Source organism: Rhodococcus sp. T2V (assembly GCF_029269925.1).
In the GTDB taxonomy this organism is placed as follows: Bacteria; Actinomycetota; Actinomycetes; order Mycobacteriales; family Mycobacteriaceae; genus Rhodococcus_F; species Rhodococcus_F koreensis.
The window spans coordinates 94,437-119,569 of record NZ_JARJBD010000022.1 but is presented as its reverse complement, the minus strand read 5'-3'; the positions used below and the strand labels follow the sequence as shown (position 1 = coordinate 119,569).

Here is a 25,133-nt window from a genome sequence, read left to right as displayed (position 1 = left end):
TTGGAGGGATTGGGATGACGGATTGCGATGTTGTCGTAGTCGGCGCCGGGCTCGCCGGACTCACGGCGGCGAGGGCCTTGGCTGCCGCCGGACGCAGCGTGACGGTAGTGGAAGCACGCGATCGGGTGGCCGGGCGCAACCTCGGCGGACACCTGGCGGGTGGCGTCCCGGTGGAGATGGGTGGTCAGTGGATCGGCCGGACCCAGACCGAGGTGTTGACGTTGATCGGCGAACTCGGGCTCGACACGTTCCCGACCTACGACGACGGTGACGCGGTCACGCTCTACAAGGGGAAGGTCACCAGGTACTCCGACGCGACGTTCGGTCTCTCCGATGGCGCAGCGGTGGAGGTCGGCCGGCTTCAGCAGGAACTCGAGGTACTTGCCGACTCGGTGTCGCTGTCGTCGCCGTGGGCATCACCCGCCGCCGCCGATCTGGACCGTAGGACTCTGGACGAATGGCTGCGCACCAACACCGACGACCCCGAGGCGCTGGCATTCTGGGAGGCGGTCGTGCCCGCCCTGTTCTCCGCCCAACCGGCCGAGATGTCCCTGCTGCACTTTCTCTTCTACATCAAGTCCGGCGGCATGATCGACGTTCTCGTCGGCACCACAGGTGGTGCCCAGGAGCTGCGTGTCGTCGGTGGCACGCATCAGATTTCGGAGCGACTCGCCGCGGAGCTCGGGGGCGAGGTGATCCGACTGAACAGTCCGGTTCACACGATCTCCCACGACGACAGCGGGGTCCGCGTCGAGTTCGACGGCGGAACCGTCACCGCTGCAGAGGCGATCGTGGCGATCCCCCCGACGTTGGCCGGCCGTCTCCGATACCGGCCCGCTCTTCCCGGTTCCCGTGACGGCCTGACCCAGCAGATCCCGATGGGGTCGGTGATCAAGGTGCAGATTGCCTACCCGACGCCGTTCTGGCGGGAGGCGGGACTCAACGGGTTCGCCTTCAACCTGGACGACGAACTGAGCGTCACCCTGGACAACTCGCCCGCCGACGGCTCGTGCGGTGTCCTCGTCGGCTTCTTCGAGGGCGCCCATGCCCGCACCGCCGCGCTCCGGACTCCCGCCGAGCGCCGAGCCTCGGCCGTGGCGACGCTGACGAAGCTGTTCGGCCCTGCCGCCGGCGAACCCCTGGACTACCTCGAACAGGACTGGATGGCCGAGGAGTACACCCGCGGCTGCTACGGCGGCCGGCTCGGTGCGGGCGTGTGGACGCAGTACGGCGCCGCCCTGTCCGAACCCATCGGGCGCCTGCACTGGGCAGGCGCGGAAACCTCCGACACCTGGAACGGCTACATGGACGGGGCGATTCGGTCCGGCTACCGAGCCGCGGCCGAAGTGCTGGCGCAACTGAACTCGTGAGGCCGGCCGGGATCGCCGGTCACGCCAGCGATGCCGCGATCGCCTCGGCGGCCGCGAAGCTTGCGTTGTCGAGTTCGGCGTCCACCGGTGTGGGGCACGACGACAGTTTCACCACCACGACGTCTCGGTCGAGGTCGACGTAGATGGATTGACCGTAGATCCCCAGACACAGCAGCACTTGCCGATCGGCGTGCGGCACCCAGAACTGGTTGCGGTACATGCCACCCGGCAGTGGCGTCGCGGTGGGTGACTCGGCATACGCTGCACGGGAATCGGGCGCGCCGCGCAGGGCGTCCTCGATCCAGGACTGCGGCACCACCTGGTCAGTGCCGTTCCGTCCGCCGCATCGGAGCATCTCGCCGAACCTCGCCACGTCGCGAAGTGTCGCGGCGAGCCCGCCGTCGGCGAACACCGCTCCCGCGCGGTCCACTCCGGCATCCATGTCGTCCGAGGCGATCCGGGACCAGATCACCCGCGACAGCAGCGACGGCATGCGCTCACCGGCGGCGCGTTCGCAGACCCATCCGAGGACGTCCGTTTCGCAGGATCGGTATTCGAACGGGCCGCCGTGTGGGCGAGCCGCTTTCAGCATCGGAAGGAACCCGTACATCGACTGCGGGACCCAATCGTCGACGCGCGGAACCCAGCCCACGGCCTGGTCGAGAAGGCGCACCTCGGCGCCGGGTTCGAGGTACTCCTCCGAGAATCGGATACCCGACCGCATGTCGAGAATGTGCCGCACGGTGGCTCCGGAGTAGCCCGAGTCGGCGAATTCCGGAACATACGCGGTGAGCGGGGCGCCCGGATCCACTGTGCCGGTCGCGATCAGGCTGGCGGCCACGGTGCCGACGATCGACTTGCTCACCGAGAACAGCATGTGGGTCCGGTCGGCATCGAGATCGCCGGGATACAGCTCTGCGAGCACGGCGCCGCGGTGCAGGACCATGAAGCCGTCGGTGTAGGTGCGCTCGAGGACCGAGCGCACGGTCTCGTCGCCGACGGGGAGATCGAGGTCGAGTACGCCGCCCTCGCGGAGCCGCACCGGTGCGGGGCCTGCCGCGACTCGCGCCGTCGGCACCATCTGACGCATCCGGCCGAAGGTGTACCGGTTGTGCGGGGGGCTCTGCCAATCCGCGAGTGTGACAAGTGGTTCGGTTCCGATCATCATTTCCGTCCCTCGCTGATCTGTGCGGCGGCCACGACATCCTGCTCGTGGGTGAGGTTCATTTCGGGTGTCGGCCGGCGGAATCCGCGCGTGAGCCATACCAGGTAGACGATGCCGACGGCGAGCCAGGAAACTCCCGAGATCAGTGCGTGCTCGCTGAGCTGGGTGATCATGCCCAGCGTCACGGCTGCGCCGATCGCCGGCATCACGACGAAGCGAATTCTGCTCAGCCGCCGGGTCGAGCGATGGCGGAGGAAGTAGGCGATGACGCAGAGGTTGACAGCGGTGAACGCCGAGAACGCGCCGAAGTTGATGAATCCTGTTGCGGTTTCGAGGGGCATGTTCATGCCGACGAAGCACATCGCGCCGGTCACCAGCACGCAGAAGATCGGAGTGCGCGTGCGGGCGTTGAGCTTTCCGAACAGGCGGCGTGAGAGCACACCGTCCCGGCCCATGATGTACAGCAGTCGGCTCGAACTGAGCTGGACGGCCAGGCACGACGCGGACCCGGCGACGATGCCCGCGAGGTTCGTCCAGTCGGCGTAGAACTGGCCACCGACGTCGACCGACATCGTGTACGCCACCGCTTGCGCGTCCTCGAAGACACCGCCGGGGTGGACCAGCTGCATCACGTACGCGACGGTGACGAAGATCAGGCCGCCGATCGCGACGATCCACATGATCGCCCGCGGGATGTTGCGGGCGGCGTCCTTGGTCTCCTCGGCGAGGGTCGTGACGGCGTCGAACCCGAGAAACGAGTACGCCGCGATGGCCGCGGCGACCGAGATGCCGGACATCATGCTGTTCGAATTCCAGAACGGTTCCGTGTAGGACGCGACGGGGTTGCCCGCGACGAACTTGACGCAATAGGCGAAGAACAGCAACACGAGGAACACCGACACGGCGAGCAGCACCCGATTGATGCGGTCGGCGAGCGCGATGCCGATCACGTTCACGGCCGTCGTCAGGCCCGCGTTGATCAGCATCCACACCCAGATCGGGATGGCGGGGAACTGGGCGTTGAGCAGGATCGACTGTGCCAGCCACGCGACCATCGGTAGGAACAGGTAGTCCAGCAGGATGGCCCATCCCACCAGGAATCCGGCCGACGAACCCAGGTTGCGGCGCGCATAGAAGTACGCCGAACCCGATACCGGATAGATCCGGGCGAGGCGGGCGTAGCTCAGTGCGGTGAGCAGCATCGCCACCGTCGCGACGAGGAACGCGGTGGGCGCCGTGCCCGCGCTCGCCACGGCGATGACGCCGAAAATGATCATGACCAGGCTCGGCGCCATATACGACAGGCCGAATGCGACGACCGACGGAAGCGTCAGTCGCGGGGTCAATCGAGGTTCGTCCGTCGCTGTCGCGGCCCGCGAATCCGTCATGTGAATTCCTCCGTCGAGTGCTGTGATCGACCACACTAAACAGGTGTCGCATCGTTGTTGTCAACAGCGTTGGCAGTTTTGTTGGCAACGTGGTCCGGAACAGGGATTGCTACGGTGGACGCGGGAATCGAGGGGAGAACGATGGCAAAGGACTCTGCACCTGCGACGACGCCGCGGCCCTCCCGGCGGGAACGCAGGGGTGTGCAGCAGGAGGCGGCCGTCGCGGCGGCCTTCGAACTCGCCCGGCGCGAAGGCGTCGGCGGGTTGACGATGCGACGGCTCGGCGAAGCGCTGAACGTGGACGCGAGCACGTTGTACAGGCTTTTCCGTGACAAGGATGAGTTGCTGCTCGCCGTCTACGATCACGCGACCGCGATCGAACTCGACGAGATCGGCGAGGTGAACGAGGACGAGCACTGGCAGGACACGCTGCGGCGCATCGCCGACCGGATCTGGGCGACGGCGGCCCACTCACCGGCGATCGCCGCACTGACGTTCGCGCGCACGACCGGCGGGCCCGCGGAGCGCCGGATGGTGGAGCTGATTCTCGACACGTTCTCGCGGTCCGGTCTGTCCCGGAGCGCCACCGTCCGGTACTACCGGGCGTTCGTCGACGCCGCGCTCGGGCTCGCGGGCCAGGTCGCCACCCTCGCCACCCTGGACCCCGAGATCCAGGCGAAGGACGCGTCGTCGTGGACCCGCATCTACGCCCAGTTGCCCGATGGCGAGTACCCCACCGCCCGTGCCCACATCACCGAACTGACCAGCATCGATCGCCGTGCCGTCTTCGACGTGGTGATCGAGGCGATCCTGGCGGCGGCCGAACGCGAGAGCCGCGAATCCGGTCTGTGAGGCGCTGAGCGCAGAGCTATGCCCGGGCGATCTCGCGCAGGTGCAGGCACACCTCGTCGATCGCCTGTTTCGCCTGCGCGAACACACCGATCTCGGTGACGAAGCCGTGGAAGACGCCGGCGTACCGGGTCAGCGAGACGGGGACGCCGTCGCGCCGCAGCCGTCCGGCGTAGGCCTCGGCGTCGTCCCGGATCGGGTCGACCTCCGCGGTCAGAATCAGGGCAGGCGGCAGTCCGCGCAGCGAGTCGGCGCGCATGGGTGCCGCGAGGTGGTCGTCGGCCCGATGTCCCGGGCCGACGTAGTGGTCCCAGCACCAGCGCGCGTCCACGGTGCTCAGTAGCGGCGCATCGGCGAATTCCGACCACGACGGCATGGTGAATGTCCCGTCGACGGCGGGGTAGGCAAGTACCTGAGTCACGGGTAGGGGGCTGCGCTCGTCGCGTCGGTGCAGGCAGAGGGCGGCGGCGAGATTGCCGCCGGCGGAGTCGCCCCCGACCGCGATCCGTGCCGGATCGATACCGAGCTCCGCTGCTGTCCGGGTCAGCCACGCATAGGCGTCGAGGCAATCTTCCAGGGCTGCCGGGTAGGGGTTTTCGGGAGCCAGCCGGTAGTCCAGGGACACGACCGTCCATCCGGATCCGGCGGCGATCGCGCGACACAGCTCGTCGGCTCCGTCCAGGGTTCCCAGGACGAAACCTCCGCCGTGCAGATAGACGAGGGCGGGCGTGTCGACGTCCGGAGCGGCACTGTTCGCGCGGTACAGGCGAGCCCGGATCGCACCTGCGCGGGTCGGGACGGTCAGTTGTTCGACACGGTCGAGCGGCGTGATCGGCTCGGCGGGTGGAGTCGTGTTCAGGAGCGCCCTGGCCTGCTGCGGCCCCAGCTCCCGGATCGGTTTCTGCAGGGCGTGGGCGATCATCCGGGCCGCGGCCTGTGCCTCGCCGTCGAGCAGATTCCACCAGGTGGGGGCGTCGTCGTTCATCTCGGAAACCTCGCAAGTCATTGACAACAAGTGATCTGTGCCTCACCATCATAGTCACGTGACCAAGACGTTTGACTGTGAAGGTCGCATTCCAACTGGGATCCGCTGCTGACGGTGTACCGCGCACATGATCTCGTCGAATCGAAAGGACTGAAGGATGACCGAAACGACGATCGGCCACGCGACATGCGAGGCCGACGCGGTCGACGGGGTCGACATCCGGATCGAGGACGATGCGAGTCCGATCGTCCGGCTGATCGGCCGCACGATCGCCGATTCCGTCCGCGCGAACCGTGCGGATTCCGTCGTGGAGGGGGTGGAAGGCATTGTCGCGGTCCGCTCCCACGACACCCCGCAGGCTGCGACGATCAGCATCTCGAACGGTGTCGTCGCGGTGTCGAGCGGCGTGTTCACCTCACCCGACGTCACCCTGACCGTCGACGTCAACGCGCGGCTCGCCCCGGTCGGCGAGCCCGCGGGCGAGCGCGACCTCGCCGCGACGTCGCTGGCACTGCTGTCGCCGCCGCTGCCGGACTGGCATGTCGCCGCGGAGACGTTCTGGGCCGCGGCCCGGTCGGTACCGGGGATCCCCGACGTGCTCGTCGCGGTCGCGGACGGCCCCGACGGATTGGACCAGCTGGTCGTCGGCGAGGGCGAGACGCACTATGTGATCGCCGGCCCCCCGGAGCTGCTGGCCGGGATCTTCTCGGGCGCCGACGATCTGATCGCCGCCCTGTCCACCGGTCTGATCGGCGTGCGCGGCACGCTCTCTCAGCTGTCGGTGCTCGTCGCCGCATCCTGGAAGGTTCGATACGATGTCTGAAATCACCGCCACCGCAACGGAGCACGATGCCTCCGTCCACACGGTCCGTCTCGAGGCCACCAATCACGATGGCTCGTTCCTCGGAAAGAACTTGGCGCCCAAGAAGTTCGCCGCGAGCGCGGGGTCGGGTTTCGCGTTCGCCGATCTCCTGTTCGGCCTCGATCTGGGCAATGATCCGACGTTCGGATTCACCTACCCCGACTGGCGTGGGCACCTGGCCGACGTCCAGTTCCGGCCCGACATGTCGACGCTCGTGCAGTGGGAGCCCGGCCTGCAGTCCGTGATCGGTGACTACTGGCAGACGGACGGCACCCCGGTGGGGACCTGTCCGCGCAACCTGGCCCGAAAGCTGGTCGACCGACTCGCAACGCGTGGTTTCACGGCCACCGTGGCGGTCGAGATCGAGGCGACCCTGTTCCAGGAGTCCATTCACGAGGCCCGCGCCAAGGGTTATCGCGACCTGACGCCGCTCGGCGGTTCCGCCGGAACCGCGTACCACCTCGCGAAATCGAAGGACTGGGTCGACTACATGTCGGCGGTCGCCCGTCGCCTCGAAGAGATCGGCATCGAGTGGGAGGCGTGGAGCGACGAGGACGCGGCAGGCCAGGTCGAGCTCAACCTGGTTCCCGGTGACCCGATCTCGGTGTGCGATGCCTGGGCTCGCGCCCGGCAGGTGATGCGCGAGGTGGCCTTCGAACTCGGTCACACCGTGACCTTCATGGCCAAGCCGACGGCCGGGTACGGTCAGGCGTCGCACGTCAACCTGTCCCTGCAGCGCGACGGGGTCAACAGTTTCTACGCCGAGGGCGGGCCCTCACCGACGATGCGGCACGCGATCGGCGGACTCCTCGCGACGTTGCAGGGCGCGACGTCGATCGTGCTCCCGCAGATCACCTCGTATCGCCGCCTGGTTGATCTGAGCGGCCCGCCGACGACGGTCACGTGGGGCATCAGCAACAAGACCACCGCGGTGCGTGCGGTGTGCGGGCATCCGGCGTACTCCCGCCTCGAGTACCGGGTTCCCGGTGCCGACGCGAACCTGTACCTCGCGGTCGCGGCTATTCTCGCCGGGGTGGTCGCCGGCCTCGACGGCGCGATCGAGCCGCCCGAGCCGGTCAACGACATGGCGTGGTGTGCACCCGATCTCGAGCGGTTGCCGAACACCATCACCAAGGCGGCCGCGGCTCTCGAGGCCGATCCGATCCTGCGCGAACAACTCGGGGACGAGTTCGTCGACTACTGGGTGGGTACCCGCCGGTGGGAGTGGATGCAGTTCCACACCGCGGGTGGCGATCCGTTCGCCGAGCTCTCCGAATGGGAGTCGGCGCGATACTTCGAGTTCCCGTGAGCACGGAGAGCGCGACGCCGGGCACCCTCCGGCCGCTGATCGGCATCACCGGCCGGCGGTTCCGGCTGGGGCTGGTCGATGGACTCGACAAGCGCTACGGCCACCTGTTCGCCGACGCCTTCATGTCCGACTTCTCGGACCGGATCGCCAGGGCCGGTGGCATTCCGGTGAACCTGCCCTACGATGCCGACCCGGAGGCACTCTGCCATTGGCTGGGTGGCGTGGTCATCACCGGAGGCCAGGACGTTCATCCCGCGTGCTGGGGCGGCGACCCGTCGGTGGTCCGGGACGTGGATCCGCGGGACGATCCGATGGTCCACGACCCTGATCGGGACGAGTTCGAGATCGCGCTCGTGCGTGCCGCACTCGCCAGGCGCATTCCGGTGCTCGGGGTGTGCCGCGGCCTGCAGATCCTGAACGTCGCTCTCGGTGGCACGCTGATCGCCGACCTCCCGCCCGGCGCCGTCGAGCACCTGTCGGTGTCGCCCCCGCTCACCGACGGTGCCGACGACCACAAGGTGACGTTCGAGCCCGGTTCGATCGCGGAACGGCTGTTCGGCGCCAGTGCGGTCACCAATTCGTGGCACCACCAGGCGGTCGACCGCTGCGGTACCGGCCTCGTGATCACCGGTCGCGCGGCCGACGGCGTCGTCGAAGTGGTCGAGTTGCCGGGGGCCGCGGTGCTCGGTGTCCAGTGGCATCCCGAGTGGATGGAGCGAGACGATCCGGCGCTGAGCTGGATCGTCGCTGAAGGCAACCAGCGGATCTGACCACAAGAGACTGTCGGCCGCCACGGAAAGTGGTGGCCGACAGTTGTCTTTCGGGTCAGTGCGTTATCACTCCACGCTCACCCAGGACGCGAGCGAGCGCAGGGTTTCCGCGTGGGAGACCGTCGAAGCTCGGCGCGCCGGTAGAGAGACGTCGCCGAGGTTGGTGGCCATCCAGGTGACGTACTCGAAGACTGCCGCGAACAGTACCTCCTTGGAGGAGAAGCAGTAGTGCAGCGTGGCGAGTGGGGCATTCGCCTCTTCGGCAATACGGCGAGTAGTGGCGCCGTCCACTCCGTGGGCGGCAATCACGCGCACGGCTGCGCTGCTGCCACCAATTCGGCGGAACGTTCGGCGGCGGGAATGCGAGCCATGCGGTTCTCCTGCCACGACAGAGATGGGCAAATGATCAAGTCATCCCCACGCTAACAGTCAAACATCTTGATCGTATGACTGACTTGGCCTACGGTATGAGCCGGATCACACAGACGGCTCGGTGCCCATCCAATGCGACCGGCCCATTTCGAAGGAACAGACCCCTCATGACGACGAACGAACTGACGCGTCTCAGTCCCGACTCCACCACAGAAGCCGTGGTAGAGGTGATCATGCGAGACGGCGGCGTGATCATCGAAGGACTGCTCGACGAGGCCACCATCGAGGGACTCGAGAACGACTTGAACCCCGTGCTCGACCAGGTCGACACCGGCCACGACGAGATGTTCGCCGGCAACAGGACCAAGCGCGCAAGCGCCTTGTTCGCGCGGACCGAGCACATGGCAACGATTGCACTGAACCCGTTGTATCGAGGCGTCGCCGAGCGCATCCTCAACAAGCCGATCAACGTCTTCTTCGGTGAAGAGCCGGTGCCGAACCCGGCAGGCATGCACATAGGCGCGACGATGGCAATCAAGATCGGACCGGGGCAGGGCTCGCAGCCGCTCCATCGTGACGACTCGGTCTGGTTGTGGCGGCACCCCACCTATCAGCGCGAGGCGCGGGTGCAGATCATGGTGGCAGTCAGCGATTTCACTGCCGAGAACGGTGGAACCCTGGTGATCCCGGGCTCGCACCTGTGGGATGACGAGCGCGCACCGCGTCGCGAGGAGGCGATCCCGACGGAGATGAAGGCCGGGTCGGCGCTGATCTGGATCGGCTCCACGTATCACGGTGGTGGCCAGAACACTACGTCGGACGAGTATCGGTTCGGCCTGTCGATGGGCTACGACCTCGCATTCCTGCGCCCTGAGGAGAACCCCTTCCTCACCTACACCCTCGACCAGATTCGGTCGTTCCCGGAGGAGATCCAGCGAGCGCTCGATTGGTCCTCGGAGCACTACGTCGGCTGGGTCGAGGTCGGGGGGCAGATGTCCGACCCGATGGACCTGCTCGGCCGTGACGACTACACCGCTATCGGTGCCGGCCTCCCGGCCCGCGTCTGATCACGAATCGGAGAAACCTATGACAGAGATTCACCAGCACGCCGGACTCGCCGGTGAGCCGCCCGCTCACCGTGCACCGAGAAAGGGAGTGCTCATCGGTGTCGGCACGCTGCTGATCGTCCTGACCAACGCCGTCATCTTCATCCTGCCGCCGCTGCTGCCGATCATCCAGGCGCAGTACGGCCTTGCCACAGTGGCCGAGACGACGTGGCTTTACACGGCGCTTACCCTCGGCGGGGGAGCGGGCTTCATCCTGCTGCCGCGCCTCGCCGATCTGCACGGCGACCGTAACGCCTCCGTGGCGGCGTCCGCATTCCTCGCGGTCGGCGCGCTCGTTCCGGCTGTCGGCGACTCGTATCCGACCCTTCTCGTCGGCTGCATTCTCATGGGCTTCGGTGGTGCGGCGCAGCTGCTTCCGCTCGGTTTCCTGCGTCGCAATCTCGGTGAGGACGGCATCACGGTGGGTGTCGCGGTTCTCGTCGTCGCCACCGGCGTCGGCATCGTCGTGGGCATGATCGGCGGCGGCTTCATCGTCGAGACCCTGTCGCTGCGGAGCTTCTTCGTCATCCTCACCGCAGTGTGCGCGGCCACGACCATTGCGTGCCTTGTCGCGATCCCGCATGCCCCGCCCGCCGAGCGTAACGGCCGCATTGCGGTACTCGGCACGGTGTGGATGATCGCCTGGGTCGCGGCGATCCTGCTGACTCTGACGCAAGGCCTCGTGTGGGGCATCGCGGCGCTTGTTCCGTTGGTGGTCGGCATCGTCGGCGGCATCGCTTGGGTGCGCGTCGAGCGCCGGTCGACCTCGGCGGTGTTCGACGTCGCGATGATGAAGACGCCTCTGGTCACCGCGTCGTGCCTGTGCATCGCTTTGTTCGCAGCGGTGAACTCGGCCTTTTTGCTGCTGCTCAGCACTTACGCTCAGATCTCTCCCGAGAATCTTCGGCCCGAAGACTCCTACGGACTCGGGCTCAGTGCGCTGCAGACGGGCTGGCTCATGGCGCCCTTCGCGGCGGCGTTCCTGGTCCGCGGAACCGTGCTCGACCGCGCCCTGTTCAACGGCCGTGGTGTCCCCGTTTTCGTCATCGGAGCGCTCACCAGCGCATCGGGGCTGGCCTGGCTCGCCCTGGCGCACGACCAGCAGTGGCAATACCTCGTGGGCGCTGCCGTCATGGGGCTCGGGACCAGAATCGGCTACGCAGCCGGCTTCACCATGGTGCAGATGGCAGTGCCCGAAGAGAAGGCCGGGATGGCGGCCGGTGTCGCCGGCACGGCCATGGCCGTGGGTTTCGCCTTCGGCACCGCCCTGGTCAGCGGCGACCTCAGCGCCTCCCTGGTTCCGGTGGTCGGCACCGGCCTCGAGGTCGCGGCCAAGGGTCTCTACGGCACCGGCTACTGGCTGTCGGGAGTGCTCGCCCTGCTCGTCGTGGTGACCGTGCTGATCTCGCGCGCCCGGTCCGGTCGACGCGTCGAAGGCGCCGTGTCCTGACTCGGTCCGCTCCGTGCGTCACTCCACGCTCACCCAGGACACCAGCGAACGGAGGGCGTCCTCGGGTGACGCCTTCGCGGCGGGAGCCGCCGGTCCGGACACATCGCCGAGGTTGGCGGCCATCCACGCGTCGAGGACGCCGAGGACGAGCTCGATCTGCGACTCGGCCGTTGTGCGGTCGGTGAACACCATCCAGTTGAGCGCGAATCCGTCGGACAACGTGGACACGATGTAGGTCAGTTCGCCGATCGTTTCCGGGTCGACGGACTGGCCTGCAGCGGTCGCGGCGGCCTCGAGGATCGCTCGCATCGTTGCGAATGCCTCGTTGTACACCACCTCGGCCTGCTTGCCCTCCTGGCGCTGGGCCCAGCTGATCAGCTCGACGATCGCCGCGCCGAAGTCCGGATTCGCCAGGTACCACTCCATCACTCCGCGCAACAGGGTGCGCGCGGTGGTCTCGACGTCGACCTGGACGTCGTTGCGTGTCAACACTTCTCGATACTGCGCGGTGACGTGCTCGAAGACCGCCGCGAACAGCACCTCTTTCGTGGCGAAGCAGTAGTGCAACGTGGCCAGCGGAGCGTTCGCATCCTGCGCGATGCGGCGTGTGGTCGCGCCGTCCACCCCGTGGGCGGCGATCATGCGCACGGCCGCGGCCACCAGTTCGGCGCGACGTTCGGCGGCGGGAATACGAGCCATGCGTTTCTCCTGTCGAATCAGATACGAACGACTGATCAAGTCAATGCAAACGCTACCAGTCGGGCGAACGTGCGAGCCGCCTCATCGCCGAGATCGTAAGCTCACGATTTGCAGCGGTTACAGTCAGACGATCATTTGCCTTGATCATATGACTATGTTCTTCTAGGCTATGACCGGGCCCACAGTCCGGCGCCGTCGGCGATCGGAGGGCCACGAGCCACGAGCTCACCGCGAATGCGCCGTGACGACATGAGATCGCAAGCCGCACCCGCACCAACGCCGCACTGCACCCGACATAGAGGATGACCATGACCGGAGTCCGATCAGTTCACCAGGAACGCGCGATCGCGTTCGATCGCATGGCTGTGGACCCGCCGATCGACACCCTCGTCGGCCTGCTGGCGATCCAGGCCCTCCGGTATCCCGACCGCGAGTTCCTCCGGTTCGCGGAAGGGTCGTGGACCTTCGGCGAGATCGACGACTGGACGTCACGCCTCGCGCAGCGACTTGTCTGCGGGGACGGGGTCCGCGAAGGCGACCGGGTCGCGATCATGCTGCCCAATGTGGTGCAGTGGCCGGTCGCCTGGCTCGCGATTCTCGCGGCCGGCGGCGTCGCGGTGCCGATCAATTCGTCCTACCAGCGCGCCGACCTCGAATTCGTGCTGCGGGATTCCGGCTCCCGGGTGATCGTCACCGACGTCGAACACACCCCGCTCGTCGAACAGGTGCGCGCCGCGAACGCCGATCTGGCCGATGTCCGGATCGTCGAAGCCCCCTCGTGCGACGAACTCGCGCAGTATCCGGCGGACAGGCCGGGGGTCGCCATCTCCGGCGAGACGCTCGCGAATCTCCAGTACACGTCGGGCACCACCGGATTTCCGAAGGCGTGCATGCTGACCCACGACTACTGGGTTCGGCTGGGGTGGGTCTGCGCGAGCGCGGCAGGTCTCGGGGCCGACGACGTGGCGCTCACCTCGCAGCCGTTCTCGTACATGGACCCGCAGTGGAACACCTCCCTGTGTCTCACGATCGGCGCGCCGCTGGTGGTGCTGCCCCGGTTCTCCGCCTCGGGTTTCATGGCGGACGTCCGCAGGCACCGGGCCACATTCTGCTACGTGCTCGGCTCGATGCCCACGCTGCTGTTCAAGCAGGAGCCGAGCCCGCAGGACCGGGACAACGACCTACGCCTCGTGCTGTGCTCGGCAATCCCCGTCGCGCTGCACGCGGAGCTCGAACAGCGCTGGGGTGCACCGTGGCGGGAGATCTTCGGGATGACCGAAAGCGGGGTCGACCTGGTCAGCCTCCCCGAGCGCACGGCCGACGTCGGCAGCGGACGGCTGGGGCAGCCGGTTCCCACGAAGCAGGTCCGGGTGGTCGATCCGCAGGGCGGAGAGGTTACGGAGGGGGAATCCGGCGAGCTGATCACCTCGGGCAGACCGATGATGCTGGGCTACTGGAACCGGCCCGAAGACACCGCGCAGGTCCTGCGCGACGGCTGGCTGCACACCGGCGATGTCGCGGTCCGCGAGGCGGGCAGCTACCGCCTGGTGGGCCGGATCAAGGACATGGTCCGCCGCGGCGGCGAGAACATCGCGAGCGCCGAGGTCGAACGCGTCCTGGAGCGCGACGACACCGTCGTCGCGGCAGCGGTGGTCGGCGTCCCGGACGAGCTGTTCGGCGAGGAGGTCAAGGCCTTCGTGCAGCTGGCCACCGGCGCCGACGAGAGCCGCGGAGCCGCAGAGCGAATCGTCGACGGCGCACGAACCCAGTTGGCGCGCTTCAAGGTTCCGCGCTACGTCGAGTTCGTCGCCGATTTCCCGCGCACCCCGTCCGAGCGTGTGTCGAAGCCGGCCCTGAAGGCGCGCTCGGCCGAACGCCCGGGCATCACCTACGACCTGCAGCCGCCGCGCGCTGTCCGCAGCGGCAACTGAGGAGCCGGACATGACCGAGAACTACCTGGACGTGCACATCGACCGCGACGTCGCCGTGCTCACACTGAACCGCCCGGCGAAGCTGAACGTGCTGGACGTGGCGACGAGAGTGATACTCGCGCAGACGATTCGCCGGTTCGGGACGGGTGACGCCGTCCGCGGGATCGTGCTCACGGGTGCGGGGCGGGCGTTCTCCGCCGGTGAGGACCTGCAAACGGTGCCGACCAGCTACGCCGAGATTCACGAGGCCTTCGCGACGTTCCACGACATCACCCGGGCGATTCTCGAGACGAAGGTCCCCGTGGTCGCGGCCGTGAACGGGATCGCGGTCGGCGGCGCCTCGGAGATCACGCTGTGCTGCGACTCGCGGATCGGCACGCCCGCCGCCGAGTACTACCAGCCGGAGAACCACCGCGGGATCATCATCTCGAACGCCTCGAGCTTCCTCATGGGCCGCCTGGTCCGGAACCACGCGATGCGAATCATTCTCGGCTCCCACCGGATCGATGCGGACGAGGCCCTGCGGATCGGGCTGCTCGACGAGATCGTGGCCCCGCAGACACTGGTGGACCGCGCGGTCCAGGTGATCCGGCAGTGGAACTCCGATCCCCGTACCACTGCACTGCACCTGGGCCTGCTGCGGCCGCGACCCGAAGACATCGAGTCCGCGTTCGCCCGCGAAGACGATGCCGCCCGCCAGTCCTGGGAGTCCGGTGCCTTCACCGAGGGCATCGAGGGTTTCTGGGCATCGAAGAACGCGGCGCCCACGGCGCCCACGACGAGCAATTGAGATCGGAGACAAGAGTGATCACCACCGAAGCAGCACTTCTCACCGCGGTGAACGAGCCGCTGGAATTCACCGAGATCCAGGTCGACGACCCGGAGCCCCACGAAGTCCGCGTCGCGGTCTCCAACGTGGGCCTGTGCCACAGCGACCTGCACTACATGACCGGTACCGTGCACGCCGACCTGCCTGTGGTGGTCGGGCACGAGGTGGCGGGCATCGTCGAGTCGGTCGGCTCCGCGGTGACCTCGCTGCGTGCGGGCGACCGCGTCGTCGGCGCCCTCACGCCCTCGTGCGGGTTGTGCCGCAACTGCCAGGCCGGGCACTCGACGCAGTGCCAGCGCGTCTCGCAGATCCGGCAGCGGCCGCGCCCGGCGTTCCAGTTGCCGGGAGGCCGGGTCGTCGAGCGGCTCGGCGACATCGGCGCCTTTTCCCGCCACACCCTGATGCGGGAGAACTCGCTGGTGAAGGTCCCCGACGAGGTGGGGTTGCACGTCGGGTGCCTCCTCTCGTGCTGCATCATCACCGGCGTCGGTGCCGTCTTCCGCGGCGCGCAGGTGCGCCCGGGCGCCACGGTGGCCGTGATCGGCTGCGGCGGTGTCGGGTCGGCCATCATCCAGGGCGCGCGGCTCGCCGGTGCCTCGGCGATCGTCGCCGTGGATCTCGACGACGCCCGGCTCGCGGCGGCGCGGACATACGGCGCCACGCACGTCGTGAACGGCGCGACCGATGTCCCCAGCGAGATCCGGAACATACTCGGCGACGGGGTGGACTACTCGTTCGAGGCCGTCGGCTCCGCGCGCACCGCGGCCACCGCGCTGTCGGTCCTGCGTGCCAGGGGTACCGCCTGCCTGGTGGGCATCGCACCGGACGGCACCGACCTCACCGTTCCCGCGTCGGATTTCTTCTTCGGCGAGAAGCGCCTCATCGGCTCGTACATGGGCTCCGGCCAGGCGCACGAGGACATCACCCAGTTCGCGCGTCTGTACCTCCAGGGCAGCCTGCTGCTCGACGAGATGGTCAGCGACGTGATCCCGTTCGGCGAGGTGAACAAGGGCTTCGAGGCGATGAAGTCGGGCGAGGTGACCCGCATCGTCGCCGACCTCACCGTGTGATCGCACCGACCCCACCCATACCCACGCACCGAAGGAAGACACGGATGTCGAACCCTCAACTGCCCCAGCCGATCAACTACATCGCCGACGAGTGGTCCGAGTGCCGGACGATCCCGGACGCGTGGAATCTCGACCCCAACACGGGCCGGCCGGTCCACCGCGCCGTCACCACCGGACCGGACGACGTGGAGCGCGCACTGCGGCACGCCGAGCGGTCGTACGGCTTCGAACGGTGGGACGACGCGGCCGGCGAGGAACGCGCGGCGGTCATCGAGCGTGCGGCCGACATCGTCGAGGCACGGATCGAGGACATCGCCCGCACCGATGCCCTCACCAGCGGCGTCCCGATCGCGAAGGCTCGGATGGTCGCGCAGTTCCTTCCGCACCGGATCCGCTCGTCCGCTGCGGAGCTGCGCGCCATCCCGCGTCGGACGGCCCTGGAGGCCGGTGGCCGCGACGTGCGTCTGTACAAGGTCCCGTGGGGCCCCGCCGCCATCCTCACGCCGTGGAACGGCCCGAGTTTCATCCCCGCCGCGAAGATGGTGAGCGCCCTCGCCGCCGGTTGCCCCGTCATCCTCAAACCGTCCGAGCATGCGCCGAGCAGCGCCCAGATCATCGTCGAATGCTTCGTCAAGGCGGGGCTGCCCGACGGTGCGCTGCAGCTCGTCCACGGCGCGGGCGACGTGGGCGCGGCGCTCACGGGCGATCACCGCGTGAAGATCGTTTCGTTCACCGGCGGCCCGAACGCCGGCCGCGCGATCGCCCGCGCGGCCGCGGAGGACTTCAAGGTGCTCCAGCTCGAGCTCGGCGGCAACAACCCGGCCCTCGTGCTGGACGACGCCGACATCGACGTCGCCGCCGACGGGATCCTCGACGGGATGACCAAGCTCAACGGTCAGTGGTGTGAAGGCCCCGGAAAGGTGCTGGCGCACAAGAGCATAGTCGAGCCTCTTCTGGAGGCGATGCTCGATCGCATCTCCCGCATCGACGTCGGGCACTCGCTCGACGAGAACACGCAGCTGGGCCCGATCTCGAACGCCCCGCATTTCGCCACGTTGCAGAGCCGGATCGACGGGTTGCGGGCCCACGGCGCGACGATCCATCAGCCCGCGACGCTTCCCGCACTCGACGGGTTCTTCCTGTCTCCTACCGTCGCTTCGGGAGTCGACGCGTCGGTCGCGACCGCCGAGCTGTTCGGGCCGCTCGTCAGCCTGCACGCCGTGGAGTCCGACGAGGACGCACTGCGCGTCGCCAACGCGAACCCGTCGGGTCTCGACGCGTACGTGTTCGGCGGCGACCTGGAGCGCGCCGTCGACGTCGGATCCCGGGTGTTGTCGGGTGAGGTGCGCGTGAACGGTGCCAAGGTCGCCGATCTCGCCGACGGATCCGCACAGAGCTTCTGGGGTGCTTCCGGAATCGGCGGCCATGCCCCCGGCGAGTCCGTCCGGGTGTTCTGCGGCGACCGCGTGGTCGGCGTGGATTCACCCGACCTCCCTCTGTAGCGATCGGGACTACTTTCGCGTCACCTCTTGACTGTGACCGGTGCCACTGGTCTACTCACTAAGTCAATTGATCGAGTCGTTTGATCATAACAACGAAAGCGACAGCATGAACTCCACCTCCACCTCAGCCAGCGAGATCGTCGATGTCATCGGCGTCGGTGCCGGCTTCTCCGGCCTCTACCTCGCGCACCGGCTCACGAACGCCGGGTGGACCTTCGCGGGTTTCGAGGCCGGGCCCAGCGTCGGCGGCACCTGGTTCTGGAACACCTATCCGGGCGCCCGATGCGACGTCGAGAGCATCTACTACTCCTACTCGTTCGACGAGACGCTCCAGCAGGAATGGACGTGGAGCCAGCGATTCGCGCCGCAGGCCGAAATCCTCGGCTACATCGAACACGTCGCCGACCGCTTCGATCTGCGCAAGCACTTCACCTTCGACACCCGCGTGGTCGGCGCGACATGGAACGGGGACGACCGGCTGTGGGAGGTGCGGCTGGACAACGGCGAGACGCGCCGTAGCCGCTACCTGATCTCGGGCGCGGGTGGCCTGTCCACCCCCAAGGACTTCGACGTGCCGGGCCTCGGGAACTTCACCGGACTGCAGGTGTCCACCAGCCGGTGGAACATCTCGCTCGACGACCTCGCAGGCAAGCGCGTCGCCGTGATCGGCACCGGATCTTCGGGCGTGCAGGCCATTCCGCTGATCGCGGAGGTCGCGGAACACGTCACGGTGTTCCAGCGCACCCCGAACTACGTGATGCCGGCCCGCAACGCCGAACTCCCTGCGGAGCAGGTCGCCGCCGTCAAGGACGACTACCCGGCGATCCGGGAGGAGTGCCGGCACTCACCCGGCGGCATCCCCGACCGCCCCGTCACCGACAACGCCTTCGACGTGTCCGACGAGGAGCGTCGGCGGCGCTACGAGGCGGCCTACGAGCGCAGCGGCTTCCAGGGTGTCGGCGCCGAGTTCGCCGACCTCCTCACCGACACCGCGGCGAACCGGACCGCGTCGGAATTCCTCCACGACAAGATCCGCGAGATCGTTGGGGATCCGGCGACCGCCGAGCTACTGGTGCCCAGGCACCACCCGCTGGGCGCCAAGCGCAGCGTCTTCGGTACCGACTACTACGAGACGTACAACCGCCCGAACGTGTCGCTGGTGTCGCTGCGCGACGAGCCGCTCGAGACGATGACCGCGAACGCGATCGTCACCTCGGAGGGCACGTACGAGGCGGACGCCGTCGTGCTCGCCATCGGGTTCGACGCCTTCACCGGCCCGCTGTACGGGCTCGGACTCACCGGTGCGTCCGGAACGAAGCTGCAGGATGCCTGGCGCGACGGTGTCCGCACCTACCTCGGGATGATGACCACGGACTTCCCCAATTTCTTCATGGTCGGCGGCCCTCAGAGCCCCGCGCTCGCCAGCAACGTGGTGATGACCATCGAGCAGGCCGTCGACTGGATCGCCGACCTCATCGAACATGCCCGCGACTCCGGAGCGACGCTCGTCGAGACCACCGTCGAGGGCCAGAACGACTGGGTCGACATCACCGAGGAGACCGTCGCCCAGACGCTGTACGCCACCACCGACTCCTGGTACCGCGGCTCCAACGTCGAAGGCAAACCCAACACGTTCATGGGCTACGTCGGCGGTGTCGGCAAGTACCGCCGGATGTGCACCGAGATCGCCAAGCGCGGCTACCCCGGCGTCGAGATCGACGGCGAAACAGAGTCCCGCCACCTCGGCGCCATCCACCGGGAGATCTCATGACCACGACAGTCCACCGGCGCTACGTCGCCTTCTCCGACGCGCACTACGCGGGCAATCTGGTCGACGGCGCCTACGCCCTGAAACTCTTCGGAGACGTCGGCACGAACCTGTCGATCGAGCTGGACGGCCACGAGGGGCTGTTCGCCGGCTACTCGTCCGTCGAGTTCCTCGCGCCGGTCCGCGGCGGTGACGTCGTCGAGGCCGAGGCCGCGCTGGTGAAAAAGGGAAATCGCAGCCGCACGATCGATTTCGAGCTCCGCGTGATCTGCCGCGTCTGCGGCGAAACGGGCCGATCGCAGGTCCTGAAGCAACCGCTGGTCGCGGTGCGCGCTCGCGGCACCGGGGTCATCCCTGCAGAAGAGACGGAGTAGTAGTCATGGAGCTGATCCACGACACCGGTTGGGCCGCAACGCCCGCCATCGCAGAACCGCCCCTGACCGGTGACATCGACTGCGACGTGGTCGTGATCGGCGGCGGTGGGGGCGGCATGTCGGCCGCACTCCGCCTCGCCGAGAAGGGCGTCGACGTGGTGCTCCTCGAGGCGAAGACCCTCGGTTGGGGCGCCAGCTCCCGCAACGCCGGATACGTCACGAATTCGATTGCCGCCGATCCGGAGTTGCTGGGCTTCCTGCTGAAGAGCGAGCGGCTGCGCGACCTCTACCGGTACGCGGAGAACGCGGTGCACTTCGCCGAGGACGCGATCGCTCACCACGGGATCGACTGCGGCTACGAGCGGGCCGGCATCGTGATGGCCGCCGTGTCCAAGGGGCAGCTCCGGCATGCGCGCCGCAACGCGAAGGTCATGGCCGAGGCCGGATCGTCGGCCGAATTCGTCGAGGGCCGGGAGGCGGGCCTCCCGGACGGCTTCCTCGGCGGAATGCGCGAGGGCGTCGGTGGCACCCTCAACCCGGGTGAGTTCGTCCTCGGCCTGCGGGCCGCGACGATCGCATCCGGCGTGCGGGTCTACGAGCACACTCCCGCCCTCGACATCACGGACACCGGCGGCGGGGTCTCCGTCCAGACTCCGGACGGAAGGGTTCGGGCGCACAAGGCGCTGCTGACCACCAACGCCCACACCGCGGGCCTGTCCAGCGCACCGAAGAACCTCGCCACCCCGGTGTGGACGTCGCTGGTCGAGACCGAACCCGTCGCGCCCGAGCGACTCGACGAGATCGGCTGGACGAGCCGTGCACCGATGGTCACGCTGCACATGATCATCGAGAGCTACCGTGTGACCCCACGGGGCACGATCGTGTTCGGCACCCGCCGTGTGCAGACCGGGCGGAATCCGCTGCCGGACCGCACGCCTGCCCCGAACGTGGCCGACGACCTGGTCCGCGGATTCCGCGACCGCTTCCCGGGACTGCGCGACATCGAACCGCGGAAGGCCTGGGGCGGCTGGATCGGCATGAGCTCCACGTGGCTCCCCGTCGCCGGCGAGGCCTCCGACAACGTGCTCTACTCGCTCGCCTGCAACGGCCACGGCTTCGCTCAGGCGCAGTACGTGGGCCACCTGCTCGCCGACCGCATCGGCGGCGCGCCCTTACACGACGACCTGGCCGCGATCTGGCACGGCCGGAAGCGCTTCTGGCCCAGCTTGGTCAGCGGCCCCGCGCTGCACGCGGCCTGGCTCGCCGACCGTGCCTCGGACCGCCTGGCAGCCCTCACGAACTAACCATCGGCGCAAGCCACCCTCCAAGGAGAAAATCATGTCCATCCGAGAACTGCTCTTCGCGGTAGCGGACATCTGGATGATCGCCGTCGGATTCACGTACGGGATCAAGTTCATCCGGAACTACAAGAACTACCTGCTCGGCATCGAGTGGATCATCGTCGCGACGTCCGGTTCGAACTTCCTGATCTACGGCCTCGTCAAGGCCGGTCACGACAGCCCGATGTACACCTTCGCCTACTTCCTCGACGCCTTCTCCCGGTCGGTCGGGATCACGCTGATCCTGGTTCTGGGGCTGATGAAGGTCACCCACCGGTACAAGCCGTCCGTCGCGGTGGACATCGGCGCGTTCGCCCTCGCGGCCGTGGTCGGCTTTCTCCTCAGCCAGTTCGCCGAACAGATCGGCACCCCCGGCAAGATTTTCTACATCGTGGTCAACGTGCTTACCACGATCTTCCTGATCTACTTCGTCAAGCGCCTGTGGAACATCGGCGAGCGCGGGCACGCGGTGTGTTCCGCCGTCGCCACCGCCTGCGGATTCGTCATCGCCTCGACCTACGACTTCGTCCACATCCCGGGCGACGACGCGGAGCACACGATTTTCTACATCTTCGCGCTGTCCACGTGGGGCCTGCAGATGTTCACGTACTTCCGCGCGTACCGGGCGTTCGACGCCCACAACAAGCGCGTCGACGCTCAGTCGGTCACCGGCGGCGCTTCGGTCACGGCCTGAGTGGCCGAACCTTCCCTTGTGATCGATCGAGAGTCAGGAACCGAAAAATGACAACGCACGTCCAGGAAGAGACCACGGAGGTGGTCGTCGTCGGCGCCGGAATGGCGGGTTTGACGGCGGCGACCACGCTGTCGCAGGAGACCGACGTAGTCGTGCTCGAATCCACCGACCGCGTGGGCGGCCGCGTCGAGACCGTCCGGAAGGGTGATTACTGGATCAACGTCGGCACTCAGTTCACCGAGGGCACAGGCACACTGATCGATGCCCTCGACCGGCACGGCATCGAGATGGGCTCGCTCGCAGGCAAGAGCGTCGCGCTGTACCTGAACGGCGGCGTGGTCGACACCTCGAATCCGGTCGCGCTCATGTTCCGCACCCGGATGACCCTGATGGATCGGATCGGCATGGCCATCGTCGGTGCACGCATCCTCGCCGTCATGCCGTTCCTGGAGTCGCAGAACCGTATCGCACAACGGGTTCGCGCCAACCTCGACACCAAGCTGGCGTCGTACCTACTGAAGGGCGTCCGGTCGAAACTGGCCGCCGAAGTCGTCCGGTCGTGGTCGGCGCAGTGGATGGGGTGCGAGGTGGAGGAGACGGCCGCCACTCAGTTCGTCACGTCGGTCGGCCTCGCGTTGGCCGACCCGGAGAAGATCCCGAACTTCTCGCTGCCGGTGGGTGGCAACCAGACGTTGACCGACGTGCTGGCGGACGATCTCGGTGACCGGATCCGGCTGAATTCGGCGGTGCACTCGGTGCGGCGGGACGGTGACGGCGTCGTCGTCGACTGCCTCGACGGTGACCGACCGGTGCGGCTGCGGGCGAAGCGCGCGATCGTGACCGCACCCGCCGACATCGCCGAGCGGATCATCCCGGACCTGACGCAGCAGCACCGGAATGCGTTCAACGACATCACCTACGGCCGGTACGTGATCGTCGGATTCTTCACCGACGAGGTCGGGCCGCAACGCTGGGACGACTACTTCGGTGTCTCGACCCCGCAACTGTCGTTCCAGGCGATGTTCAACCACGCCGCGGCGATGCGGAACGGCGACGATCGCAAGCCCGGTGGCGCACTGGCCTGTTTCGCCGGCGGCGCTCACGCCGACGTATTGTTCGACCTTCCCGACGAGGAGATCGTGTCGCGATACCGGCAGGACCTGCTCGCAGTGTTCCCCGAGCTGGAAGGGAAGCTGGGCGAGGGCATCGTACGGAAGCATCGTCGGGTCGTGCCCTTCTGGGCGCCCGGGCGGAGGAACTCGCTTCCGGCGCTGCGTGATCCGCTCGGCACCATCTACCTGGCCGGCGACTACCAGCTCGATCTGCCGTCGCTCGCCGACGCAGCCACGTCGGGCGAGCGCGCGGCGAAGGCTGTACTGGCGAGCCTGATCCGATAGACGAGGGCCCGACGGCCCAGCACGCTCAGTCGCACGCTTCAGAATTCGATCTTCAGGGTGGGGCTGGTCGGCTTCGCCTGGCAGCCGAGGATGTAGCCGTCGGCGACGTCGTCGGGATCGAGGGCGTCGGTGACCCCGGGGTCGACGGTCCCTTCCAGGAGGGTGCAGGCGCAGGATCCGCATTCGCCTTCGCGGCAGGAGTAGGGGGCGTCGATCCCGGCGCCCACCATCACGTCGATCAGGGTTGCGTCGGCCGGCCAGGGCAGGGTGTGGGTGTCGCCGTCCAGGGTGACGTCCACGGTCGACGACGCGGCGGCGTCGGCGGCGACCTGCTTGATCGGCGCGAAGGGGTCGCCGTCGAGGGAACGGAATTCCTCGATGTGAATCCGGTGCCGGTCGTACCCGATGCTGGTCAGCGTCTCCTTGACCATGGCCATGAACGGCGCGGGTCCGCAGACGAAGACGGTGCCGTCCTGGCCGCCGTCGGCGAATTGGGTGAGATTGTCCGCGGTCGGAAGCCCCGCCTCGCTCTCGAGCCGGTGCTCGACGGTGAGCCGGTCTGCGTGCTTCTCGGCGAGGTCGGCGAGTTCGGCGTCGAAGATGATCGAATCCCGATCCCGGTTGGCGTAGTACAGGGACACGGTTCCGGTCGCGGACGCCAGCACGGTCTTGAGGATCGACATCACCGGGGTGACGCCGCTGCCGGCGGCGAACAGCTGAAAGTCGCCGTCGAGACTGTGCGGGGTGAACGTGCCCGACGGTGGCAGCACATGCACGGCGTCGCCCGCGGTGATGTTGTCGCACAGCCAGTTCGAGCCGTATCCGTCGACGGTGCGTTTGACCGTCACCTTGATCCGGTCGTCGGTGGTGGGGGAGCTGGCGATGGAGTAGCAGCGTGCCACCGAACCGGTGCGTTCGCTGGGGATCCGGACGGTGAGGAATTGCCCGGGTCGGTACGCGAACCTGTCGGCGATCTCCCGTGGGACGTCGATGACGAGGGAGGAGGCGTCGGGTGTCTCGGCGATGACGTCGGCGACACGGACGGTGTAGCCGAGAGAATCGGGTGCGACGGAGGTCATGGGTGCGTCTTTCGTTGCAGCTCAGGATGGGGAAGCGGCACGTTCCGGCCGTCGGTGGCCGAAGGGAACCGGTGGAATGCGGTCAGTGCTCGGACGGCGACGCGGCCGGGGGCAGCGCCCGGAACCAGACCTCACCGAGGGCGCGGCCGAGTTCGTCGATGCGTTCGCGTTTGGGGGTCGAGGCGGGCAGACCGACGTGCACGTAGGCCATCTGCTCGGTCATGCAGCCGAGCGACTCGGCGAGCAGGTCGAGGTTGGTGTCCCCGATCTCCCCGCGGTCGTGCAGTTTCTCCAGCCAGCGGCGGGTGCGTGCGATGAAGTCGTCACGCAGTTGCAGCCACAGCTGCTGAAAACCCTCGTTGGCGCTGGCGGCGGCAGCTTCACGCAGCAGTCGCAGGATGTGCCGGTGCCGGGAGTAGGCGTGCAGGTACGTGCTGTTGACCTCGATCAGCGCTTCGAGTTCGCCGCTGGTGGTCGTCTTGCGGCTGGTGGCCTCGGACAACTCCTGGAGCCCGGTGTGCATGGCGGCGAGGAAGACGTCGTCGAGGTCGGTGAAGTGCCGGTAGAAGTTCCCCTGCGCGGTCTTCGCGCGGTGGGTGATGTCGGAGACCCGGGTGCGGGTGTACCCGTATTCACTGAAGCATTCGATCGCGGCCTGCACGATGCGTTCCCGGGTGAGCTCCCCGCGGCGGTTGGGACGTTTCGGGGTGGCCGCGCCGGGTTCGACGAGGCCGACGTGGGTGTAGACGTCGTCGAGCGTGCGCGGTGGGACCTGCCGCTGTGTGGTCATCACCGCCCCCTCTCCGTCGCCCGAGTTTGCGAAC

22 protein-coding genes and 1 pseudogene are annotated in these 25,133 nt (G+C 67.6%); 16 read left to right on the top strand and 7 right to left on the bottom strand.

Features of this window, described 5'->3' with window-relative positions:
* Positions 1 to 14: 14 nt before the first annotated feature.
* Entirely contained in the window at positions 15 to 1,370 is a 1,356-nt protein-coding gene (locus tag P3H15_RS20140) for an FAD-dependent oxidoreductase (RefSeq protein ID WP_276138874.1), read from the top strand.
* A gap of 19 nt (positions 1,371 to 1,389) precedes the next feature.
* Here P3H15_RS20140 and P3H15_RS20135 read toward each other — a convergent pair whose 3' ends face one another.
* Positions 1,390 to 2,535, bottom strand: a complete 1,146-nt coding sequence (locus P3H15_RS20135; protein ID WP_276138886.1) for a serine hydrolase — start codon at positions 2,533 to 2,535, stop codon at positions 1,390 to 1,392.
* Positions 2,535 to 3,923 carry an APC family permease gene (locus P3H15_RS20130; protein WP_276138873.1) on the bottom strand — a complete coding sequence of 463 codons (1,389 nt, stop codon included), beginning with the start codon at positions 3,921 to 3,923 and terminating at the stop codon, positions 2,535 to 2,537. Before P3H15_RS20130 ends, P3H15_RS20135 begins: the two co-directional genes overlap by 1 nt.
* Before the next feature lie 141 nt (positions 3,924 to 4,064).
* Here P3H15_RS20130 and P3H15_RS20125 point away from each other — a divergent pair, with 141 nt between their 5' ends.
* Positions 4,065 to 4,775 (top strand): TetR/AcrR family transcriptional regulator, encoded by a 711-nt coding sequence (locus tag P3H15_RS20125; protein ID WP_072943705.1) that lies wholly within the window; start codon positions 4,065 to 4,067, stop codon positions 4,773 to 4,775.
* 16 nt (positions 4,776 to 4,791) lie between these two features.
* Here the strand turns inward: P3H15_RS20125 and P3H15_RS20120 are convergent, their stop codons facing one another.
* The gene (locus tag P3H15_RS20120; protein WP_276138872.1) at positions 4,792 to 5,757 is read right to left on the bottom strand and encodes an alpha/beta hydrolase; all 966 of its coding nucleotides are present in this window, start codon (positions 5,755 to 5,757) and stop codon (positions 4,792 to 4,794) included.
* A 157-nt stretch (positions 5,758 to 5,914) separates the two neighbouring features.
* Between P3H15_RS20120 and P3H15_RS20115 the strand changes: the two genes are divergently transcribed.
* From P3H15_RS20115 to P3H15_RS20105, 3 genes are read left to right on the top strand one after another with little or no spacing between them, the layout of a single operon-like run.
* On the top strand, positions 5,915 to 6,580 hold the full coding sequence (locus P3H15_RS20115) for a hypothetical protein (protein ID WP_276138871.1): 666 nt from the start codon (positions 5,915 to 5,917) through the stop codon (positions 6,578 to 6,580).
* Positions 6,573 to 7,928 (top strand): glutamine synthetase family protein, encoded by a 1,356-nt coding sequence (locus P3H15_RS20110; RefSeq protein ID WP_276138870.1) that lies wholly within the window; start codon positions 6,573 to 6,575, stop codon positions 7,926 to 7,928. Before P3H15_RS20115 ends, P3H15_RS20110 begins: the two co-directional genes overlap by 8 nt.
* Positions 7,925 to 8,698, top strand: coding sequence for a gamma-glutamyl-gamma-aminobutyrate hydrolase family protein (locus P3H15_RS20105; protein ID WP_276138869.1), 774 nt, complete (start codon positions 7,925 to 7,927; stop codon positions 8,696 to 8,698). The genes P3H15_RS20110 and P3H15_RS20105 overlap by 4 nt, the downstream gene beginning before the upstream one ends.
* Positions 8,699 to 8,875: 177 nt before the next feature.
* Here the strand turns inward: P3H15_RS20105 and P3H15_RS20100 are convergent.
* Positions 8,876 to 9,069, bottom strand: a pseudogene (locus P3H15_RS20100) (TetR family transcriptional regulator); the annotation flags it as partial.
* Between the two features lie 168 nt (positions 9,070 to 9,237).
* Here P3H15_RS20100 and P3H15_RS20095 point away from each other — a divergent pair.
* Positions 9,238 to 10,137: a phytanoyl-CoA dioxygenase family protein gene (locus P3H15_RS20095; RefSeq protein WP_276138868.1), complete on the top strand. Its 900-nt coding sequence runs from the start codon at positions 9,238 to 9,240 to the stop codon at positions 10,135 to 10,137.
* A gap of 19 nt (positions 10,138 to 10,156) precedes the next feature.
* Positions 10,157 to 11,626, top strand: coding sequence for an MFS transporter (locus P3H15_RS20090; RefSeq protein WP_276138867.1), 1,470 nt, complete (start codon positions 10,157 to 10,159; stop codon positions 11,624 to 11,626).
* Positions 11,627 to 11,644: 18 nt separating this feature from the next.
* Here the strand turns inward: P3H15_RS20090 and P3H15_RS20085 are convergent, their stop codons facing one another.
* The gene (locus P3H15_RS20085) at positions 11,645 to 12,325 is read right to left on the bottom strand and encodes a TetR/AcrR family transcriptional regulator (protein WP_276138866.1); all 681 of its coding nucleotides are present in this window, start codon (positions 12,323 to 12,325) and stop codon (positions 11,645 to 11,647) included.
* Positions 12,326 to 12,633: 308 nt separating this feature from the next.
* Here P3H15_RS20085 and P3H15_RS20080 point away from each other — a divergent pair, with 308 nt between their 5' ends.
* The 9 genes from P3H15_RS20080 (at position 12,634) to P3H15_RS20040 (ending at position 23,230) form a co-directional block, all read left to right on the top strand.
* The gene (locus P3H15_RS20080; protein ID WP_276138865.1) at positions 12,634 to 14,256 is read left to right on the top strand and encodes a class I adenylate-forming enzyme family protein; all 1,623 of its coding nucleotides are present in this window, start codon (positions 12,634 to 12,636) and stop codon (positions 14,254 to 14,256) included.
* A gap of 10 nt (positions 14,257 to 14,266) precedes the next feature.
* Positions 14,267 to 15,046, top strand: coding sequence for an enoyl-CoA hydratase/isomerase family protein (locus P3H15_RS20075; RefSeq protein ID WP_276138864.1), 780 nt, complete (start codon positions 14,267 to 14,269; stop codon positions 15,044 to 15,046).
* A gap of 14 nt (positions 15,047 to 15,060) precedes the next feature.
* Positions 15,061 to 16,155 (top strand): Zn-dependent alcohol dehydrogenase, encoded by a 1,095-nt coding sequence (locus P3H15_RS20070; protein ID WP_276138863.1) that lies wholly within the window; start codon positions 15,061 to 15,063, stop codon positions 16,153 to 16,155.
* Between the two features lie 44 nt (positions 16,156 to 16,199).
* Positions 16,200 to 17,657, top strand: a complete 1,458-nt coding sequence (locus P3H15_RS20065) for an aldehyde dehydrogenase (protein WP_276138862.1) — start codon at positions 16,200 to 16,202, stop codon at positions 17,655 to 17,657.
* Positions 17,658 to 17,763: 106 nt separating this feature from the next.
* On the top strand, positions 17,764 to 19,428 hold the full coding sequence (locus P3H15_RS20060; RefSeq protein ID WP_276138861.1) for an NAD(P)/FAD-dependent oxidoreductase: 1,665 nt from the start codon (positions 17,764 to 17,766) through the stop codon (positions 19,426 to 19,428).
* Positions 19,425 to 19,799, top strand: coding sequence for a hotdog domain-containing protein (locus P3H15_RS20055; RefSeq protein WP_276138860.1), 375 nt, complete (start codon positions 19,425 to 19,427; stop codon positions 19,797 to 19,799). Before P3H15_RS20060 ends, P3H15_RS20055 begins: the two co-directional genes overlap by 4 nt.
* 5 nt (positions 19,800 to 19,804) lie before the next feature.
* Positions 19,805 to 21,103: an FAD-binding oxidoreductase gene (locus P3H15_RS20050; RefSeq protein WP_276138859.1), complete on the top strand. Its 1,299-nt coding sequence runs from the start codon at positions 19,805 to 19,807 to the stop codon at positions 21,101 to 21,103.
* 34 nt (positions 21,104 to 21,137) lie between these two features.
* Positions 21,138 to 21,833: a transporter gene (locus P3H15_RS20045; protein WP_276138858.1), complete on the top strand. Its 696-nt coding sequence runs from the start codon at positions 21,138 to 21,140 to the stop codon at positions 21,831 to 21,833.
* Positions 21,834 to 21,880: 47 nt separating this feature from the next.
* Positions 21,881 to 23,230: an NAD(P)/FAD-dependent oxidoreductase gene (locus P3H15_RS20040; RefSeq protein ID WP_276138857.1), complete on the top strand. Its 1,350-nt coding sequence runs from the start codon at positions 21,881 to 21,883 to the stop codon at positions 23,228 to 23,230.
* 38 nt (positions 23,231 to 23,268) lie between these two features.
* On the opposite strand, the gene P3H15_RS20035 is transcribed toward P3H15_RS20040, so the two are convergent.
* Both P3H15_RS20035 and P3H15_RS20030 read right to left on the bottom strand, forming a co-directional pair.
* Positions 23,269 to 24,309 carry a ferredoxin--NADP reductase gene (locus tag P3H15_RS20035; RefSeq protein WP_276138856.1) on the bottom strand — a complete coding sequence of 347 codons (1,041 nt, stop codon included), beginning with the start codon at positions 24,307 to 24,309 and terminating at the stop codon, positions 23,269 to 23,271.
* Between the two features lie 82 nt (positions 24,310 to 24,391).
* Positions 24,392 to 25,099 carry a TetR/AcrR family transcriptional regulator gene (locus P3H15_RS20030; RefSeq protein ID WP_206014232.1) on the bottom strand — a complete coding sequence of 236 codons (708 nt, stop codon included), beginning with the start codon at positions 25,097 to 25,099 and terminating at the stop codon, positions 24,392 to 24,394.
* Positions 25,100 to 25,133 lie beyond the last annotated feature (34 nt).